This window comes from Lactococcus ileimucosae (genome assembly GCF_943193185.1).
GTDB classification, from domain to species: Bacteria; Bacillota; Bacilli; order Lactobacillales; family Streptococcaceae; genus Lactococcus; species Lactococcus ileimucosae.
The window spans coordinates 18,969-38,355 of the sequence record NZ_CALPDE010000001.1 but is presented as its reverse complement, the minus strand read 5'-3'; the positions used below and the strand labels follow the sequence as shown (position 1 = coordinate 38,355).

At 41.2% G+C, this 19,387-nt stretch carries 16 protein-coding genes; 15 read left to right on the top strand and 1 reads right to left on the bottom strand.

Features of this window, described 5'->3' with window-relative positions:
• The first annotated feature begins 37 nt into the window (after positions 1-37).
• The 14 genes from NFR51_RS00190 to NFR51_RS00125 all read left to right on the top strand — a co-directional run bounded on the left by NFR51_RS00190 (position 38) and on the right by NFR51_RS00125 (position 17,710).
• Positions 38-1,531: a PTS fructose transporter subunit IIC gene (locus NFR51_RS00190; RefSeq protein WP_251711759.1), complete on the top strand. Its 1,494-nt coding sequence runs from the start codon at positions 38-40 to the stop codon at positions 1,529-1,531.
• A 14-nt stretch (positions 1,532-1,545) separates the two neighbouring features.
• A complete protein-coding gene (locus NFR51_RS00185; RefSeq protein WP_251711758.1) occupies positions 1,546-1,998 on the top strand; it encodes a PTS sugar transporter subunit IIA in 453 nt (150 codons plus the stop codon).
• Between the two features lie 57 nt (positions 1,999-2,055).
• On the top strand, positions 2,056-4,674 hold the full coding sequence (locus tag NFR51_RS00180) for a glycoside hydrolase family 38 N-terminal domain-containing protein (RefSeq protein ID WP_251711757.1): 2,619 nt from the start codon (positions 2,056-2,058) through the stop codon (positions 4,672-4,674).
• Between the two features lie 9 nt (positions 4,675-4,683).
• Positions 4,684-5,481, top strand: a complete 798-nt coding sequence (locus NFR51_RS00175; protein WP_251711756.1) for a MurR/RpiR family transcriptional regulator — start codon at positions 4,684-4,686, stop codon at positions 5,479-5,481.
• A gap of 12 nt (positions 5,482-5,493) precedes the next feature.
• A complete protein-coding gene (locus tag NFR51_RS00170) occupies positions 5,494-6,873 on the top strand; it encodes a glycoside hydrolase family 1 protein (RefSeq protein ID WP_251711755.1) in 1,380 nt (459 codons plus the stop codon).
• Positions 6,857-7,747 carry an ROK family protein gene (locus NFR51_RS00165; protein WP_251711754.1) on the top strand — a complete coding sequence of 297 codons (891 nt, stop codon included), beginning with the start codon at positions 6,857-6,859 and terminating at the stop codon, positions 7,745-7,747. Before NFR51_RS00170 ends, NFR51_RS00165 begins: the two co-directional genes overlap by 17 nt.
• 61 nt (positions 7,748-7,808) lie before the next feature.
• Positions 7,809-8,144: a DUF2200 domain-containing protein gene (locus tag NFR51_RS00160; RefSeq protein WP_251711753.1), complete on the top strand. Its 336-nt coding sequence runs from the start codon at positions 7,809-7,811 to the stop codon at positions 8,142-8,144.
• Between the two features lie 438 nt (positions 8,145-8,582).
• Positions 8,583-11,258: a cation-translocating P-type ATPase gene (locus tag NFR51_RS00155; protein WP_251711752.1), complete on the top strand. Its 2,676-nt coding sequence runs from the start codon at positions 8,583-8,585 to the stop codon at positions 11,256-11,258.
• Positions 11,259-11,686: 428 nt separating this feature from the next.
• Positions 11,687-13,000, top strand: coding sequence for a GTPase ObgE (gene obgE / locus NFR51_RS00150; protein ID WP_251711751.1), 1,314 nt, complete (start codon positions 11,687-11,689; stop codon positions 12,998-13,000).
• 17 nt (positions 13,001-13,017) lie between these two features.
• On the top strand, positions 13,018-13,185 hold the full coding sequence (locus NFR51_RS00145) for a hypothetical protein (RefSeq protein ID WP_251711750.1): 168 nt from the start codon (positions 13,018-13,020) through the stop codon (positions 13,183-13,185).
• Positions 13,186-13,416: 231 nt separating this feature from the next.
• A complete protein-coding gene (locus NFR51_RS00140) occupies positions 13,417-14,193 on the top strand; it encodes a hypothetical protein (RefSeq protein ID WP_251711749.1) in 777 nt (258 codons plus the stop codon).
• Between the two features lie 50 nt (positions 14,194-14,243).
• Complete coding sequence (locus NFR51_RS00135; RefSeq protein WP_251711748.1) at positions 14,244-15,236, top strand: ETX/MTX2 family pore-forming toxin; 993 nt, start codon at positions 14,244-14,246, stop codon at positions 15,234-15,236.
• A 105-nt stretch (positions 15,237-15,341) separates the two neighbouring features.
• A complete protein-coding gene (locus tag NFR51_RS00130) occupies positions 15,342-15,863 on the top strand; it encodes a dihydrofolate reductase family protein (protein WP_251711747.1) in 522 nt (173 codons plus the stop codon).
• Positions 15,864-16,060: 197 nt separating this feature from the next.
• Positions 16,061-17,710, top strand: a complete 1,650-nt coding sequence (locus tag NFR51_RS00125) for a hypothetical protein (RefSeq protein ID WP_251711746.1) — start codon at positions 16,061-16,063, stop codon at positions 17,708-17,710.
• 97 nt (positions 17,711-17,807) lie between these two features.
• On the opposite strand, the gene NFR51_RS00120 is transcribed toward NFR51_RS00125, so the two are convergent.
• Positions 17,808-18,374 (bottom strand): TetR/AcrR family transcriptional regulator, encoded by a 567-nt coding sequence (locus NFR51_RS00120; RefSeq protein ID WP_251711745.1) that lies wholly within the window; start codon positions 18,372-18,374, stop codon positions 17,808-17,810.
• A 134-nt stretch (positions 18,375-18,508) separates the two neighbouring features.
• Here NFR51_RS00120 and NFR51_RS00115 point away from each other — a divergent pair, with 134 nt between their 5' ends.
• Complete coding sequence (locus tag NFR51_RS00115) at positions 18,509-19,387, top strand: ABC transporter ATP-binding protein (RefSeq protein WP_251711744.1); 879 nt, start codon at positions 18,509-18,511, stop codon at positions 19,385-19,387.

Here is a 19,387-nt window from a genome sequence, read left to right as displayed (position 1 = left end):
ATAACAAAACTAAAAGAAAAATTTTGGAGGAAACAAGATGTCGAAAAAAATAGTAGCCGTTACGGCCTGCGCTGCTGGAATAGCGCACACCTATATGGCCGCCGAGTCTATCGAAAAAGCGGCTAAAAAAATGGGCTATGAGGTCAAAGTAGAGACAAATGGAGCTATTGGAGCAGAAAATGTCTTAACTCCAGAAGAAATCGAAAACGCAGATCTTGTACTTGTTGCCTCAGACATTAAGATTGATCCGATTCGTTTCACAGATAAGCCGCTTTATGTTACAAAATCCATTCCTGCAATTGAAGATTCGGAAGCCTTGATAAGAAAAGCATTCGCTGAGGCTGAAGTTTTTGGCAAGAAAGGAAGTAAGGTAGGGAATATCCAGATTGGTAATGATAAAGATAAGGTTACTTTTCTGACCCATGTGATGAGTGGTATTTCTTATATGGTGCCCATGGTCATCGCTGCAGGTCTTCTCCTTACCATTGCCAATCTCTATGCCTTTCAAAGAGACGACCTAGGACGTATTGTGAAGTGGGGGTTTGACAATACAACACAAATGGGCTTCCTCATGGAAAAACTCTTTTATGTTGGGCAGATGGGTTTTAAACTGATGATTCCACTATTTGCTGGTTTCGTAGCAAATTCCATTGCAGATAAACCCGCAATAGCTCCTGCAATGATTGGTGCTTATCTTGTTAATGACCCAGAATTTTTAGGAACTGAAGCAGGTGGAGGTTTTATTGGTGCTATTATTGTGGCTTTCATTGTTGGCTATATGGTCAAAGGATTGAAAAAAATAAAATGGCCTAAAATTGTCATGCCAATCGTGCCAATTATGATTATTCCTTTTATTGCAACAGCTGTTATCAGCTTAATCGTGCTTTATATCATCGGGAATCCAATCTCAGTGGGGATGGATGCCATGTATGATGGGTTAACCAACTTAAATAATAATTTCGCAGGTGCGCCAATCATTATCGGAGCCATTTGTGGCGCAATGATTGGGTTTGACTTGGGTGGACCAATCAATAAAACGGCTTTAGTGTTTGGGACAGCAATATTTACCGATACAATGACAAAATACGGTATTGAAGGTGCAAACTTTGTACCCGGTACAGCAACACAAGCAGCGATTTCGGTAGCTCCCTTAGGTGTATGGTTGGCTACGATATTATTTAAAAATAAATTTTCAAAAGATGAAAAAATTGCTGCCAGTGCAGCCTTTGGTATGGGGATTGTCGGTGTCACTGAAGGAGCTATTCCATTTGTGGCAGCACATCCTGTACGAATGATTTTCTCAAACGTTGTAGGTTCAGCTGTTGCAGGTGGACTTATCTCAGCTACCGGTTCGAAATTTTATGGCGGTATCGGCTCGCCTCTGGGGACCTTTATTGGTTATATTGAGCAACCGATTCCTTTTGTAACATGGATTTTGTGCGTATGTGCAGGGATTTTGACCACCGCATTATTGATTGGATTTACACGAGGTATTGAATTCAAAAAACCAGTAAAAGTTAAAGCAAAATAAGAAGGTGAATAAAGATGAACAAAGAAGTTTTTAATCAAGAACATATCCTTTTCGATACAAGCGCACGTACACAGGAAGAAGCCTTTGCAGTTATTGCACAGTTTGCACATTCTCTGGGCTTTGTGGACAATGAAGCTAAGTATTTTGAAGGCCTAAAACAGCGAGAAGCAGAAGCAACAACAGGCTTTAAAGACCATATCGCCATTCCGCATTGTAAAGATAAAACGAACTTAAAGCCGGGCATGTTTTTCGTTAGATTTGCCAATGAAATTCCTTGGAATGCTTTGGATGGCAAACCCGTGAAAGTTGCTCTGGCACTTACGATTCCTGAGGAAGGTGCGACTGAGCACTTGAAGTTGCTGAGCTTAATCGCTCGAAAACTAATCGATAATCAATTTCGTGAAGATATTTTATCAGAGAAAGACCCGAATAATCTGACTGCCGTTATAGATAAAATTGATTTTTAACTCAAAGGTCAAATCATCTTGATTTGGCCTTTTGAAAAAATGAATAAGGAAGTAAAAATGAAGAAAAAAGTACACGTCATTCATCATACACACTGGGATTTAGAATGGTATTTTACTCATAATGAATCTTTCGTCCAGTTGGCTTATCATTTGGATGAAGTAATGAGCGCCTTGGAGAATAATGAAATTTCTTATTATCTCCTCGACGGGCAAATGAGCATTTTGGATGACTACCTCCAAAGTTTCCCTGAACAAAAAACACGACTCAAAAAGTTGGTTCAAGCTGGAAAACTCTGGATTGGTCCATGGTATACTCAAACAGATGAACTCATCATAAGCGGCGAGTCAATCCTGAGAAATTTGACTCTGGGAATGGAATTAGCAGAAGATTTGGGCGGTTATATGAATATCGGTTACCTGCCAGACTCTTTCGGCCAGAGCAAAGATATGCCTAAGATATATCAAGGGTTAGGAATTGATCGTACAGTCTTTTGGCGTGGATTGCCGCAGGAAAAAACAAGGGACCGCGAATTTTATTGGCAAGCTGAAGATGGTTCAAAAGTTTTAGTCTCAAATATTAAGGATGGTTATTTTGTTGGCGTTGGACTTATTCATAGTGACCAAACACAAGAACTTATGACGCAGATTGAAGACGGTGCTGTGGGGCAACATCTCGTTTTACCTGTAGGAGGAGACCAGCGTTATGTAGATTTTAACCTACGTGAGCGGATTGATTTTTACAACCAGAAACTGAGTGACTATGAGTTAAAAGAAAGCAACTATGAGGAGTTGTTCTCCGAACTCGAAAAAGAGGAACTGACCACAATTGAAGGGGAATTTATCTCCAGCTCAGTCTCGAAAATCCATCGCTCGATTTACTCCTCACGTTACGATCATAAGTATTTGAATGATAAGCTGGAAAGACGGATGATTTATCAGGTAGAACCACTCGTTCTTATGGCTGAAAAACTTGGGATTGCTAACAAGCAGGGCTTAATTGACAGAATCTGGAAACTACTGGCAAAAAATCAAGCCCACGACAGTGCGGGCGGCTGTAATAGCGATAAAACCAATCGCATTATTCGCGAACGCTTTATCGAAGCAGACCAACTGTCTTATTCCATAGTCGACTACTTGACCAGAAAAATCAGTGAGTCACAGAAAAAAGTTTGTGACCATCAAGTCAGCATTTTTAATCCCCTTCCTTGGGAAGTAACTAAAACAGTAAAAATTAATGTCTCTACTGAGTTTAAAGATATCCAACTGAAAAATACAGCAGGAGAAGCGCTCAGTTTTGATGTTCTGACAAGAAATAAAGAATATTCTGGTGAAATCAGACGCGAAGAAGCCGCTCAAGATCCGGATAAATATTATTATATTCATGAACTGGCTGTAGAAGTTACGGTTCCTGCGCTTAGTTTTGTGAATTACTTCGTTGAAGAAAGTCAACAGTCAAGCATGGTCATCAGCGAAGACAAGCAAGATTATATTGAAAATGATTACTACAAGCTGAGCTATAAAAAAGGACAGCTTCATTTATTTGATAAGAAAATGCAGCAAAGTTATGACAATATCTTAATTTTTGAAGATGGCGGTGATGAAGGTGATACTTACGATTACTCGCCAGCTTATACAGATCGTGTCTTTGATTTGACACTTACCGGAAGTGAGCGAAAAGCTTTTTGTGGGGAACATTATCAAGAGCTAATTTTGACTGGTACTTGGGACCTTCCCAAGGATTTGAAAGAACGGGCAGAAGGAATTTGCCAACAAAAACAAGACTACGAATTGAAAATTACCTTAAAAAAAGGGAGTAAGCATCTGGAATGCCATTTGACGATTGATAATCAAGTGCTGGACCATCGTATGCGTGCAGTCATCAATCTTCCTTTTGCAAATCGGTATTCTTACACAGATACACCTTTTGGTACAGTGAAGCGTGAAGCAGAAGATCCGCATTTGAAAGACTGGCAAGAAATCGGCTGGCGTGAAGAACCAACGGCTATTTATCCCATGCTAAAATGGGTCAATGTTCACGATGATAAAAACAGTTGGACGGTTTTTGCTAAAGGAATCAAAGAATATCAATTAATCGGAGAAAATCACCGTCAGTTAGCTTTAACTCTCTTTCGAAGTGTCGGATTTTTAGGACGGCCTGATTTGCTCAGAAGGCCAGGTGTAGCTTCTGGTAATGCTTTTAAGTACATCCCAACACCTGATAGCCAATTGCTGGAAAAATTAACATTCAAATTTGCCATAAGTTTAGAACAGGATTATAACCCAGCACGACTTGCTCAAAGTTACCTTGAGTATGCTTTATCCCTGCCTTTCTATCAAATTCAGAGTCTAAATCTTTTTACAACGACTTTAAAATATTTTGTGTCAAATACCTTGAAAGAAAAAATTTGCAGTCCCCAGAATATCAGCTTGAAAGCGCCTGACCTTGTCTTTAGTTCACTCCGTAAGAATAATCTTTACGGCGGTTGGGACCTAAGGGTGTATAATCCAAGTACCCAAGCTGTTCAAGGTGAGAATTTTATTCTGTCAGAGCAGGAGCTTTGCTATGAGTTTGTGGACTTAAAAGGAATTGCGCTGACCGAACGACAAAAAAATAGTAAAATTAATCTGGGAGATTTTAGAGCAGGACAGATTAAAACTGTTCATTTCATAGATTGAGGAAAAATCATGAAGGAAGATATTTTCATATTAATTGAATCGCACCGTTTGGAATTAACCTATGTTGAGGAGATTATAGCCAACTATTTTATCAGTAAAAAGGCACCGCTGAATATAGATAAATTGGCGCAAACATTGGCTGTATCAAAGGCATCGATTACCCGCTTTTGTAAAAAGATTGGTTTGGATAATTACAAGGAATTAATGTTTTTGTACAACCTTTCCTTGGATAAAAAAGAAGAGCCATCGATTTCATCAGCAGTGACAGCTATTTACCACGCTTTAGCCACACGAAGTGATAATGCTTATTCTGAGGTGGAAGTGGACAAGCTGTGCGCTTTAATAAAAGATCATAACATCATTCATTTTTTTGGAAAAGGCTTTAACAGTTATACAGGAGCTGATTTTTCATTCAAATTTTCACGGTTTGGCAAGTATGTCCGTGTCATTTCAGAAGAAAAGTCAATCTTAATGTCAGCAGAATTTGCCCGTGAGGGTGAAATGATACTCGTGGCATCCTTGAGAGGAATAGACAATAATCTTCTTGAAGCGATGACCATCACAAAGGAAAAAAATATTCCGATAGCACTGATTACTTCCAATCCTAATTCTGACTTGATTAAACAAGCAGATATTACACTAATTTCAGCGGGCTTAACACATGAAGAATCTATCGGTAATATCTCACCACAAATTCCGATTTTGATTCAATTAGACATACTTTACGAACGCTATCTTCATCTCTTTTCTGATTCTGTAAAGAAATGGATAAAATCTGAAGAAATTTTACATAAAAATAAAAAATAAGAAGGTTAAAATATGAAAAAATTTCCTGAAGGATTTTTGTGGGGCTCAGCTTTATCCGGCCCACAAACTGAAGGTTATTCTCTAAAAGAGAGGAAATCTGCTTCTACATGGGATTACTGGTTTAAAGAAAATCCTGAAAAATTTAATGAAAACCAAGGACCGGAAACAACTTCTAATCTTTACGAAAATTACGTAGAGGATTGCCAACGGATGAAAGCTATCGGGCTTAATTCGATTCGAACTTCTATCCAATGGACACGACTACTTCCTGATGGAAAAACACTCAATCCTCAGGCAGTGACTTTCTACAGAGATTATTTTACAAAGATGAAAGAAAATGGTGTCAAGCCAATAATTAACCTTTTTCATTTTGATATGCCCATGTGGTTGATGGATAAAGGTGGGTGGGAAATCCGAGAATCTGTTGAGGCTTTTCGTTTTTATGCCCAAAAAGCTTTTGAATGCTTTGGTGATTTAGTCCAGGATTGGACCACTTTCAATGAACCAATGGTTCATGTGGAGTGTGGTTATTTACAAGGCTTTCATTATCCTGCAATTGTCGACATCAAAAAAGCTGTTCAAGTGGCTTATCATACCTTAATGGCACATGTAAAAGCTGTTCAAACCTTTAGAAAACTTATGCCTCAAGGCTCTATTGGTATTATCCTCAACGTGTCCCCGAGCTATGCGCGGAGTCAGTCAGCCCCAGACTTAAAAGCTAAAAAAGCCGCTGATTTAGTCAATATAAAAAGCTTTCTTGATCCTGCGGTGCTTGGAAAACACACCAGCGATTTGGTTGAACTTCTTAAAACACACCAGCTCTTACCTGAAGCCTTGCCAGAAGATGAAAAAGATGTAGCAGCCAATACAGTAGACTTTATCGGTTTAAACTATTACCAGCCAAGTCGAGTTCAAGCACCTGAGGATGCGAGCTTCCCCGCAAAAACCTTAGATGATTTTTACCAGCCTTATGATTGGCCTGAAAAGAAAATTAATCCTTATCGTGGCTGGGAGATTTACCCGCAAGCTATTTATGATGTAGCAATGATGATGAAAAAGGACTATCATAATCTTCCTTGGTTTGTCAGTGAAAATGGCATGGGTGTAGCTGATGAGGAACGGTTTATGGATGATTCAGGCATGATCCAAGATGATTATCGCATTGAGTTTATGAAGGAGCATCTCAATTATCTTCATCAAGCGATTGAAGAAGGAAGCAATTGCTTTGGTTACCATACTTGGACCTTTATTGATTGTTGGTCTTGGCTGAATGGCTATCGCAACCGCTATGGTTTTTATCGGGTTGATTTGGAAGAGGATTATAAACGTACCGTGAAAAAGAGTGGACTCTGGTATAAGACATTAAGTGAGCGCAATGGATATGAAGAATAATGGACAGAATCTTGCCGTGTTTGATATTGGCGGCACAGCAGTAAAATATGGTTTATGGGATGGAGCAAAACTTCTGCACAACGCTTCTTTCAAAACACCTCAAAGCTTCGAGAAGCTTACTGCGAAAATGGGCAGCATTATCAAGGATTATCCACAGCTTAAGGGAATAGCAATATCGTCTCCAGGTGCTGTCAATACGACAAAAAGAAGAATTGAGGGAATCAGTGCTGTACCCTATCTGCACAATCGTCCTATATTTGATGAAATTGAACAATGCTTTGACTTGCCCGTGGCTATCGAAAATGATGCCAATTGTGCAGGGATTTGTGAAATTGATTATGGTGTAGGAAAAGAAGCTCAGAATGCTGTTTTTTTGGTCATAGGTACAGGAGTAGGTGGAGCTATCTTCATTAACCGCAAGCTTTATAAAGGTGCGCATCTTTTTGCTGGCGAGTTCGGTTTGATGAAAAACACAGCACATAAAACTTTTAGCGAAACCGGACCATTGGTTAAAGCTGCGGAAACTTATTCCAAAGAGACAGGCCAGAAAATTTCAGGTAAGGAACTGTATGACTTAAGGGATCAAAAAAATCCCCAAGCTACTTTACTTATCGAAAATATGCTGGAGATCATTTCTGATTATTTATATAATATCCAAGTTTCGCTTGATCCAGATACCATTATCATTGGTGGGGGAATGTCAGCGCGGAAAGATTTGCCAGAAATCCTCCAGAAAAAATTATCGGAACGTCTGCAAAGCTATGATATAGCTCATATCCTACCAAGAGTGGAACGTTGTCAATACATGAACCATGCAAATCTGATTGGGGCAGCTTTAAATTTTTACACTGTTTTCCCAAAAACTCAGAGATGATTTGACAAAAAAACCAGCACTCTATATACTTAAAAGAAAAAGCTTTGTAGAGGTAAAGAATATGGCAAGCACTGATCGCGTAAAACAGATGAAATTTGAAAGCGTTTATCCGCTGTACTTGGAGAAAGTAGAGAAAAAGGGACGCACAAAAGAAGAACTGGACGAGATTTTGACTTGGTTGACAGGATACACGAATCCCAGCCAGCTCACGGGCAGTTTGGGGCAATTGATTGAAAATCAGCCCTTTAATGACAATGCGCCTCTTATCACTGGGGTGATTTGCGGGGTTCGTGTAGAAGAAATCGAAGACAACTTCATGAAGAAGCTACGCTATATGGATAAAGTAGTGGATGAACTCGCCAAAGGGAAAAGGCTGGAAAAAATAAAAAGACTTTAAACGCTGATAAAATATTGTTCATTTGTTTTATGTGATTTTGTAAATGTCGCTCTTGCATTTGGTGAAGGAATTTGTTATCATAGAGGAACATTAATGAATATGAGTTCCCAAAGGGGAGTAGCGTCGGCGAGAGCCGAAACAAAGTCGTCATTTCGTGAGCCTTTTCTCACCGGCTTTGTTGACATGGATACGGCATGTTTAGCAAGACCTTTGCCAGATTTGGCAAGGGTCTTTTTAATACGCAGCCCTTAGCTGGTTCAGGATGATATTTCTCACAGAAAGTGTCCGCGCGTTTTATTAACCCCGGATTATCGTTTTTGATTTTTGACTTCATAAAACATCCCTCACATTTCCTCTGGAGGAGCTAATGCTGGCAGAAAATTTCATGGAAAACGGTCTGATTGATCTCATATTCAAATATTGGAAAAAGGAGTTAGAATGGAATTCTACAACAAAGAAACTGACCTTGTCCTTGAGGAGGTGCAAGCTTCAGCTGAAGGGCTGACAGAGCAGCAAGTCAAAGAAAGACAAGAACGTGATGGTTTTAATGAACTTAAGAGTAAAGACAAGGTTCCCACTTGGAAAGTCTTCCTTGAGACATTTAAAGACCCAATGGTCATTGTCTTATTGATTGTAACGATTGTCCAGCTTGCCTTGGGAGAGGTAGTTGAGGCTATTATCATCCTGGGTGTAGTACTGATTAGCTCAATCGTGACGGTTATTCAGACAAAAAAGGCGGAAAGCTCACTGGATGCCTTGAAACAAATCTCTGCCCCAAATGCTAAAGTTTTGCGTGCTGGAGAAAAAATTACTATTCCTGCACGTGAATTAGTTGTTGGAGACCTTGTTCTACTCGAAGCAGGAGACTTTGTTCCTGCAGATGGACGTATCTTGACGTGCAAGAGCTTGCGTGTTGAAGAAGGCATGCTTACAGGAGAGTCTGAAGCAGTAGAGAAAACAGATGAAGCTCTTGAGGGAGAACTTCCTTTAGGGGACCGTAAGAACATGCTTTACAGTGGTGCACTTACGGTATACGGGCGTGGTGAATTTATCGTTACTGGTACAGGGAGTCAGACAGAGATTGGTAAGATTGCGACACTCCTTGAAACTGCGGAAGATAAGCAAACACCCTTGCAGCAGAAATTGGAGAAATTCAGTAAGCAGTTGGGTATCGCCATTCTGATTCTTTCAGTAGCTATCTTTGGTATACAAGCTGCCCGTATCTTCTTTGCTGGTGACGGTGCAAATATTGAGGTGAAAATGTTAGATGCCTTCATGTTTGCGGTTGCAGTTGCGGTTGCCGCAATTCCAGAGGCTCTTTCATCTATTGTGACGATTGTCCTTTCGGTGGGTACGAACAAGATGGCTAAGCAGCATGCCATTATTCGTAAGTTACCAGCTGTTGAAACTTTAGGTTCAACAAGTGTTATCTGTACGGATAAAACAGGGACATTGACACAAAACAAGATGACCGTTGTTGACTACTTTTTGCCGAGCGGCAAAAAAGAAAGTTTTCCAGATCAGCCTGATTCTTGGAGAAATGATGAAGCACTTCTTGTGCAAGCGGCTGTACTTTGTAATGATTCAAATATAAATGAAGAAGGCCAAGAGCTGGGCGATCCCACAGAGGTTGCGCTTATTGCCTTTAGTAATAAAGTCGGGAAGCCTTACCAAGAACTGCGTGAAGCTTATCCGCGCTTGGCAGAACTGCCATTTGATTCGGATCGTAAACTCATGTCCACGATCAACCTTATTGATGGCGAAAAGCTTATGTTGACAAAGGGTGGTCCAGATGTTATGTTTGCCCGTTGTACGAAAGTTCTTATCAACGGTCAGGTTCAAGAATTCACGGACGAACTCAAAGCGAATTTCCAAAAAGAAAATGAAGCTTTTAGTAACAAGGCACTCCGTGTCTTGGCTTATGCTTACAAACCTTTAGGGCAAGACAAAGAAGTTTTGGACTTGGAAGATGAGAACGATCTTATCTTGATTGGTCTGACAGCCATGATTGATCCACCACGTGAAGCCGTTTATGCTTCAATAGCTGAGGCGAAAAAAGCCGGCATCCGTACTGTCATGATTACAGGTGACCATAAAACAACAGCACGTGCCATTGGGCAAGAGATAGGACTCTTTGGTGAAAATGACATTGCGGTCACTGGTCAAGAATTAGATGCTATGTCAGAGCAGGAGTTGGATGACAAACTGGCGAAAATTTCAGTCTATGCGCGTGTTTCACCAGAAAATAAAATACGTATCGTACGTGCTTGGCAGAAAAAGTCCCACGTTACAGCTATGACAGGTGATGGTGTTAATGATGCACCTGCCTTAAAACAAGCCAATATCGGTATCGCTATGGGGTCAGGTACTGACGTTGCTAAGGATGCATCCGCAATGATTCTGACAGACGACAACTTTGTATCAATCGTTAATGCAGTCGCTGTTGGTCGCACAGTTTATGACAACATCAAAAAATCTATCGGTTATCTCTTCTCTGGCAACTTGGGAGCGATTATCACGATTGTCTTTGCTCTCGTCATGAACTGGGCAAGTCCATTTACTGCTCTGCAATTGCTCTTTATCAACTTGGTTAACGACTCAGTACCAGCTATTGCCTTGGGAATGGAAAAAGCAGAACCAAATGTGATGAATAAAAAACCACGTCCTTCTGATGAGGGAATCTTTGAAGGCGGTTTGATGGCTAGTGTCGCTGTTCGTGGAACGCTGATCGGTATTGCAGCGATTATTTCACAATATATTGGGATGCAAGTTTCAGATGAGTTAGGTGTTGCAATGGCCTTTACGACACTAATCTTGGCACGCAGCTTACAAACATTTACAGCGCGTTCAAACTCTCAAACCATCCTTTCCTTAGGCCTTTTCTCAAACAAATACGTGTTGGGAGCAGTGGTCTTCTGTTTAGGACTTTATAGCCTAACTACCCTACCTTTCACACGTGAATTCTTTAGTATTCCTGCAAACTTTGATATGCACTACTGGTTGTTGGCGGCAGGTCTTGCTCTGGCAGCCTTGCTCATGATGGAAATTATTAAAGCATTGCGCGTTTTCATCAGCCAAAAAAAGGCCAAAGTAAGTGTGAATAAGCTAGGATAAAAGTATTTCTCCTCTTTTATCTAAACATTTGAGTATGAAAAACTTTTAAGAGAGAAAACCTCCTCACTACAGGCTTTGAAATCTGTAGCCGGGAGGTTTTTTCATACTCTGAATCTTCCTTGAAGCATAAGTTACCGATTGAGAAACCAAGAGATAGCGGAAATCAGCTTCGTTTCTTTAGCAAAATAATTGAGATAAAAAATTACTGTAGAGCTCTCCTGAAAATACCATATATTCTAAAAGTCTCTTTTTGAGATAATTTATGAAATGTGGTAAAATGAGAAAGCTCAGAGCTCTATTTGAGAAGGAAGTGGAGTGAGAGAACGTAAGTTTTCAGCAAAAAAGTAAGAAAGACAAACTGCTAGAAAGGCCAAAAGAGAGCCCAAGAGAAGAGCAGATGTTTTAGGAAGAAATAGGAAAAATAAAAAATGAGCTTATTTTTAGATACAGCTAAAATCGAAGTCAGAGCGGGTAAAGGTGGTGATGGCGCAGTTGCTTTCCGCCGTGAAAAGTATGTACCAGACGGGGGCCCTGCTGGGGGTGATGGTGGTCGTGGCGGTAACATCATCTTCCGCGTTGATGAAGGTTTGTCAACACTGATGGACTTTAAATACAATCGTATTTTTCGTGCAAAATCTGGTGAAAAAGGGATGAACAAGGGGATGCACGGTCGCGGAGCAGAAGATTTGATCGTCAAAGTACCGCAGGGCACAACAGTGAAAGATAATGAAACAGGTCAAGTCATTGTTGACTTGGTTGAACAAGGACAGGAATTTGTCGTGGCAAAAGGTGGTCGCGGAGGGCGTGGGAATATCCGCTTTGCTACACCGCGCAATCCTGCACCTGAAGTCGCCGAAAATGGTGAGCCAGGTGAACAAAAATGGCTCATGCTTGAATTGCGTGTCCTTGCTGATGTGGGCTTAGTAGGTTTCCCATCAGTTGGTAAGTCAACGCTCTTGAGTGTTGTCTCAAATGCACGACCAAAGATTGGTGCCTACCATTTCACGACAATCACACCAAATATTGGCATGGTTCAGGTTGGTTATGGGGATAGCTTCGTTATGGCGGATATGCCTGGATTGATTGAGGGTGCCCACTCAGGCGCAGGTCTGGGAATTCAGTTTCTTCGTCACATTGAACGTACACGTGTCCTCTTGCACGTCTTAGATATGTCAGGTCTTGAAGGCCGTGACCCTTATGAGGACTATGTCACCATTAACAAGGAGTTGGAAAGTTACAATCTTCGTTTGCTTGAACGTCCACAACTGATTGTGGCAAATAAAATGGACATGCCAGATGCGCCAGAAATTCTTGCGGACTTTAAGAAAAAATTAGCGGAGAATCTACCTGAAGGTCAGGAAATGCCTCAAATCTTTGAGGTATCTGGTCTAACTCAAACAGGTTTGCAAGGTCTTTTGGCCCGCACAAGCGAACTTTTAGCCGAAACGCCTGAATTCTTGTTGTATGAAGACGAAGACTTCATCGACGAAGAAGCATATTATGGCTTTGAAGAGGAAGAACAACCCTTCCGCATCTCACGGGATGATGATGCCGGTTGGCGTCTATCTGGTGCTAAACTTGAGAAGCTTTTCAAGATGACTAATTTTGACCGTGACGAGTCGGTTATGAAGTTTGCGCGTCAACTTCGAGCGATGGGAGTGGATGAGGCACTCCGTGCTGCTGGTGCGCGTGACGGTGATTTGGTTCGTATTGAGAAATTTGAGTTTGAATTTGTGGATTAAAAGATTAGGAGATTTATATGGGCTTCAAGATTATTTCTGACCGTGATGAAAACGGTGAATTTATAGCTTCAGCAGATTTTTGGACAGATGAACGGATTGATGCTTTGATTAAGAAATATAACCCCTCAGGAAAACTCCGTCTCTCCAAAGCTGCACAAGAAGCAGACAAAAAAGAAGACGAATAAAATAAAGAACAAGAGTGTCTGGTGAAGAACTCTTGTTTTTTTGTATATTTCTAGAAAATAAAGTACACGATATGACAAGGAAATTTTCATTCTCATAACACAGCCCTTTCTTCAAGAAAATGAAACCTATTTTACTAGAAACTTTATGCGGTTGAACTTCACGAATATTTAGAGTAACATTCCAAGTAGAAGTAAATATTTTCAGCTGAAAGAACTAAAGGAGGTTATCTTTTGAGAAAAAACAAAATATTTTCTATCGTCCTCATCGCTTTTACTTTTGGTATTTTAGGGGCTTTAATGCCTTCAACGACAGTCAAAGCAAGAACCATGGACATTGATACAAGTCAATATGAACCTACGGGCAATCCAAATGTAAGCTATCCACAAATCAGTATACGGACTGATCGAGCACCGGAACGTACGAATATAGCTGAGATTGTCAAGCTTGCAGATGAGGCAGCAGCAAAATATCCGATTGGAGACAGTGCACATCGTTCAAAGGCTGTAACAAAGAGACTTATTTCTTACTTTGGGAGCGGTAGCCTAGGGCATGCTTGGATTGTTATTTTCCACAGTAACAAGCCCGGTGATTATACCTCCTATGGTTTTCATGAAGTCTTTGGATGGGTGAAAAATGGAAGCTCCTACTTTACAGATGACAGTGCAGGAAGAAAATTTGCGGTTGAAAAGACCTTGCCGCTTGGGGATGATAAAACAAGCTGTGAAAATATCGAAAAGACGATTATGCCACATCTCTCAGAGGAAAGTGTTGCTATTGCTCGGATGATGGGAGTATATGTTTTTTGGCCAAGTCGGGGCGCATACTCTCCCATTGGCAATTGCGCATGGGCTGCTGGAAATTTGTGGAATGCAGTAACAGGAGATAACTTAAACTTTGAGCAAGAGTTTGATGGAGCGGCTCATGCAAGCGACTGGGGCATGCCATTTTTAAATGGTGTAACAAAGATTGCCGATCCTGGAATGGTAGCTGAAAGTATAGCCAAGTGAAAGAACAGGTACAGCAAAATAGAAGAAAAAGATAAGAAAGGAAATGTTGCATGATTCTAAAGAAAACGAGAACAATTTTAACTGGGAGTCTTTTACTACTCGGGATTGCTTTGCCCTTGGGCAATGTTGGGTCAAGGAACGTGGCTGCTACGGATGTAAACTGTCCTAAAAGTAGTGGACATTTAGAGAAACAGTCTCAAGGTGAACTTAATCCTAAAATTGATGAAAAACTTGAAAAGCTGGCCATTGCACATTCTTACAGCATGTTTGCAACTGGACAAGCAACAGGGGGGACGATTGGGAGTGCAGAGTCAAAACCAATAAATGCGAGTGATCATCCTACACTTTCGATGAACAGTGATATGAAGCTGAAAGAAGGGGAAGCTCTTGCAGCGCATTCTTCTCATTTTACTAATGATACGAATAACGTACAAAATATTGACACCCCTTCTTTCAGCTTCGAAACGTCTGATTCGATTACTACAACAACGACTCATTCTGTCAATACAGGGATGTCTGCGCAAGAGCATTTCCTGTTTCCAAGTATTGGCGGGATAGGAATTGCTAAGGTAAAATTTAGTGTAGAGTATACGTACACAACGGGATACGAAAAAACAAAATCTAAAACGATCATTTGGAAGGTTCCTTCTTCATCAATTCGTCTCGAACCGCATACAAAAGTTCAAGTAGATTGGTTTCTTAGAACCACAGAAGCTTCTGGTACGATTAAGCTTCAAGATAAGGTCAAGGCACAGATTCCATACAAAACTGATTTAGAGACAGGTGCAATCTCAACACATGGACTTGGTAAGGTCATTGCATCAGAAGACTTGCTAAGCAATAGATATTGGAACATGTTCATGAAAGAAAGCAGAAGTAACTGGCAGCAAGTCAGCAATAACACTGCGCTTTATAACATGGGGTCAGGAAGCTACCATGCCAAGTATGGTACGGAACTTTACTTTGTTGTAAAAGAGATTGAGGATGATGGTACAAGCGGACCTGTAATTTATGAAGCACCTGTAAAAGCTGAAGCTTCGTAGTATGAAAGGAAAGAACTGCCAGAAGCTGTGCAGAGGAGGTATTTGGCTTGAATTTGCTCTTTAATCTTGTTAAGCTAGGGGGAGTGAAACAAGAAGGAGAAGCGGATGACGGTAAAACTTTTCATTGCACAAACATTAGACGGCTACATTGCAGACAAGCAGGATAATCTTGATTGGTTGATGACAGTTCAAGGGAAAGGAGATAATGGCATATCTGCCTTTCTTTCCACCATTGACATTATTCTCATGGGAAGTCGGACCTACCAGTGGCTCTTAGATCAAAAATTGGAAACTTGGCCTTATGAAGGCAAAATGACCTATGTTTTCTCTAAAAAGAACTGGGAGGACAAAGGCAATATTAAATTTGTTCATCCGTCACAACTTACAGACTTCGTTCAGGGGCTTCAGGGAGAAATTTGGTTGATTGGTGGTGGCCAACTCATCAAAACTTTTTTGGAAGCTGACTTGATTGATGAATATAGGATCACGACTGCTCCGGTTCTTCTTGGTGAAGGAATTCCACTTTTCCCCCAAGGCGATTATGCAGCAGACTTGGAATTCCAAGGAAGTACAATCTATGGACAGTTTGTAGAACTGGCTTATAAGCGAAAAAAGAATAGAGAATAAAGAAAACTCAGTAAACTCTGACATGAGAAGCTGAGTTTTTTGTGCAACAAGTAATGTGCCAAACCGATTTTTCTCATTAAACACTCATTTCATTTGACCTTTTTTTTTTATACTATAGACTCAGAAAGTAAACGTAACATTAGAAATGTATATGTAATGTAAATCTAAAAGTACAGGTTACGTCAAAGGAGGAGTTTATGACACCAGAAAAGAAAAACCAGCGGCGGCTGCGCAACCTCGCGCTCCTGTCCCTCTTATTGCTCTTGGTAGGCGGCACCTTCGCCTTCCAAGCCTTCAACCAGCGGGCCATCAATGACCGGCTCCGAGAAAACATCCCCGGCGGCCGTGTCCACGACTACTACAACCGAGACACCGAAAACAAGGACGTCTTCGTGGAGAACTATGGCAATGTGCCTCTCATGGCCCGTATCCGCCTCTCCGAGTTCATGGAGAAACGCGCCACAGGAGATACAGACTTCACCCCTATAGTGAACGGCACCATCCGTGACCAAGTGAACACTTGGACGGTCATGCGTCCCTCAGAGACCAACCTCAACACCCGTGTAGGCGACTCGGCTGCCTTCAACACCTACGCCAACCTAACCTTTGGTTGGAGTCGCTCAGGCCAAGATGCCCCATGGTTCATGCCCACCTTCAACCGGGACAACTCAGACCTGAGGACCGCCTCTGCAGGACATGCCCGTGACTGGGTCACAAGTACAGCCACAGACGGTGTTACAGACGGCGCCACGCATCCGGGAGACGGTACAGATGCCTACTGGTCCTCTGGCGACAGCTTTGACAACAGCGGTCCAGTTTGGCCGGGAGAAGAAGTCACTCATGATGCCGCTCAAAACCTGCAACAAGAGCGTGCCCCGATGACCATGAGCCAGTGGGCAACCCTGCCTAATAACCTGAAAGTCGGGAACTTCTGGGTCATCGACCACCAAACAGGCTGGGCTTACTGGGCGAATCAACTCCAAGCAGGGGAGACCACCTCTTACCTCTTGGATGCGGCTCAGATGACCGCAGCGGCAGACAACATCCCGGGCGAGTATTATTACGGTATCCATGTGGACGGGCAACTGATCAGTCCTGACCGTATCAATGACTTCTTGGCTGCAGATCCAGACTATACGCATCATGATGACTTGTCAGACTTCCTGACAGCCGTACAGAACGGTTCTATCGATAACAACTGGGGGAACCCGGGACCAGATGACAATGTCCAACCCGACCAAATCAACTTTAGCCTCATGGCACCGGGGACTATCTTCACCATGGCTGGGGAGCAGTACCGTTATTTGGAGAATCAAGGTGGGGGGAATCATTTGATTATCCGGAATCGTGTAATTCCAGGCGTTACATTTGAAGGACAAGAAGCGAGGCTAGATTTATGGTATAGCCAGCTTGAGAGTTCAGTTCAAAGCATAGTTCGTCCGGTAGCCGATAACTTTATAACGGGTAATGTTGTGCATGAAGATATAATTTTTGAAGGTCCTGGTGAACGTTGGCAGGCAAGTAATCTACAAAATTTTCTAGTGGTTGCCTCTGATTTATCTCAGAGTGATTCAAGTGGAACGAGTAAAGCTTTTGCCCTCTCTTTGGCAGATGTGACACATCTATCAGGTCCAGGGCGTGCTTTCCCTAATCACGATGAGCGGGGAGCTCTATCTATTGGTGATACTGTTTCTTGGTGGTGGCTAAGAACTCCAGGGGACACTGGATTAGGCTGGTTTGTTTCCGGAAGTATGAGGGGAGAATTATTTGGTACACGTCCGGTGGGGACTACCCATTCCACTGGTGGTGGTATTAGACCTGCCCTAATCATCAATCAACCTCTCTAAAATAGATAAACAAGTCAAAAAATCACTCAACTCTAGCATTCCTACATGCAGAGTGAGTGATTTTTTATTGGATTGCATAACTTTGATAAAGTGGAATTCATTCCCTCTTTTTTAGAGAATTGAGAAACATTTCGGTTAGGTTTTTAGAGTGTTTTATCAATATTTCTAGCGGGATAGATTTCATTCCTTCACTGATAATATCAACGTATAGAAAAAGATCTTCATCCGTATAATATTCCGAAATTTGTCCTTCTGCACGTCCTTTTCTGAAAAGTTCTTGGTAAACAAGATGTTGAATTTGACGTGTATCTTCATCAAAGAAACTTGGATTTGCTGCATATTGTTTCATCATATTTTGCAGAAAAATATCGGTCATCAACCGAATTTGCTTGATTTTGAAGTGATAAATTTGATGAAAGGTCTCATGAAAATCTGCATCAGTGGCAATTATTTTTTGAATACTCTCAACCATAAAGTCAAGCTCTTTTCGGATGACTAGGTTCATCAGCTTGTTTTTGTTTTCATAATATTTGAAAATGGTCACCTTAGAGACATGAGCCAGCCGAGCAATTTCATCCATAGAAATATCAGAAATCAAGCGCTCTCTCAATAGCTTTGTGGTCACTTCCAGAATAGCTTTTTTCTTTTTCTTTGTTTGATTCATTTTCTCCTCTCCGCAAAAAGAATTCTTTATAAAATTATATCTTTTAATTTGAACTGATTCAACTAAAAGAGTACAATATGAACTACAAAGAGGAATAAAGTTCAAAATAGATGTGGAGTAAAGAGGAAAAAGTAATGCAAAAAATTGTCGAAATAAAAAACTTGCAGAAAAATTTTGGAAAATTTCAAGCTCTTAAGGATGTGACGTTGGATGTCAATGCTGGAGAAGTTTTGGGCTATATTGGACCAAATGGTTCAGGAAAATCAACAACGCTTCGTGTTTTGCTGGGGATTATTAAAAAGAGTGGAGGTTCAGCCACAATATTTGGTAAGGATGTATGGACGGATGCCATTGAGATTCATAAGAAAATTGCCTATGTGCCTGGCGATGTCTATCTCTGGCCTAATCTTACAGGAGGCGAGATTATCGACCTTTTCTTGAAGCTACATGGTCATGCGGATATTCAGAAAAAAGACGAATTAATTGCCAAGTTCGAACTCGACCCGCGGAAAAAGGCGCGCAGTTATTCCAAGGGAAACCGTCAGAAAATTGCCTTGATTGCTGCTTTAGCAACGGATGCCGAACTTTATATCTTTGACGAGCCGACCAGTGGTTTGGATCCCCTGATGGAGTCTGTCTTCCAAGCTGAGGTTCAGCGCCTGAAAAAGGCGGGTAAGGCCATTATTTTATCAAGTCACATCTTATCTGAGGTTGAACGCTTGGCAGATCGTGTTGCCGTTATCCGAAAAGGAGAAATCGTTGAAACGGGTTCTCTTGAAGATTTGCGCCACTTGACACGTGATACCTTTAAAGTCGAAACGGTTCAAGTACCAGAGGAGCTGCATGGATTAGAGGGTGTATATGATTTACAACTCACTGACAACAAGGCAGTTTTTCAAGTGGATTCGGATAAAACAGATATTGTCTTAAAAACCTTACTTAAGTATGGGGTGAAGAAGTTAGAGTCTACACCGCCAACCTTAGAAGAACTCTTCATGCATCATTATGAGTAG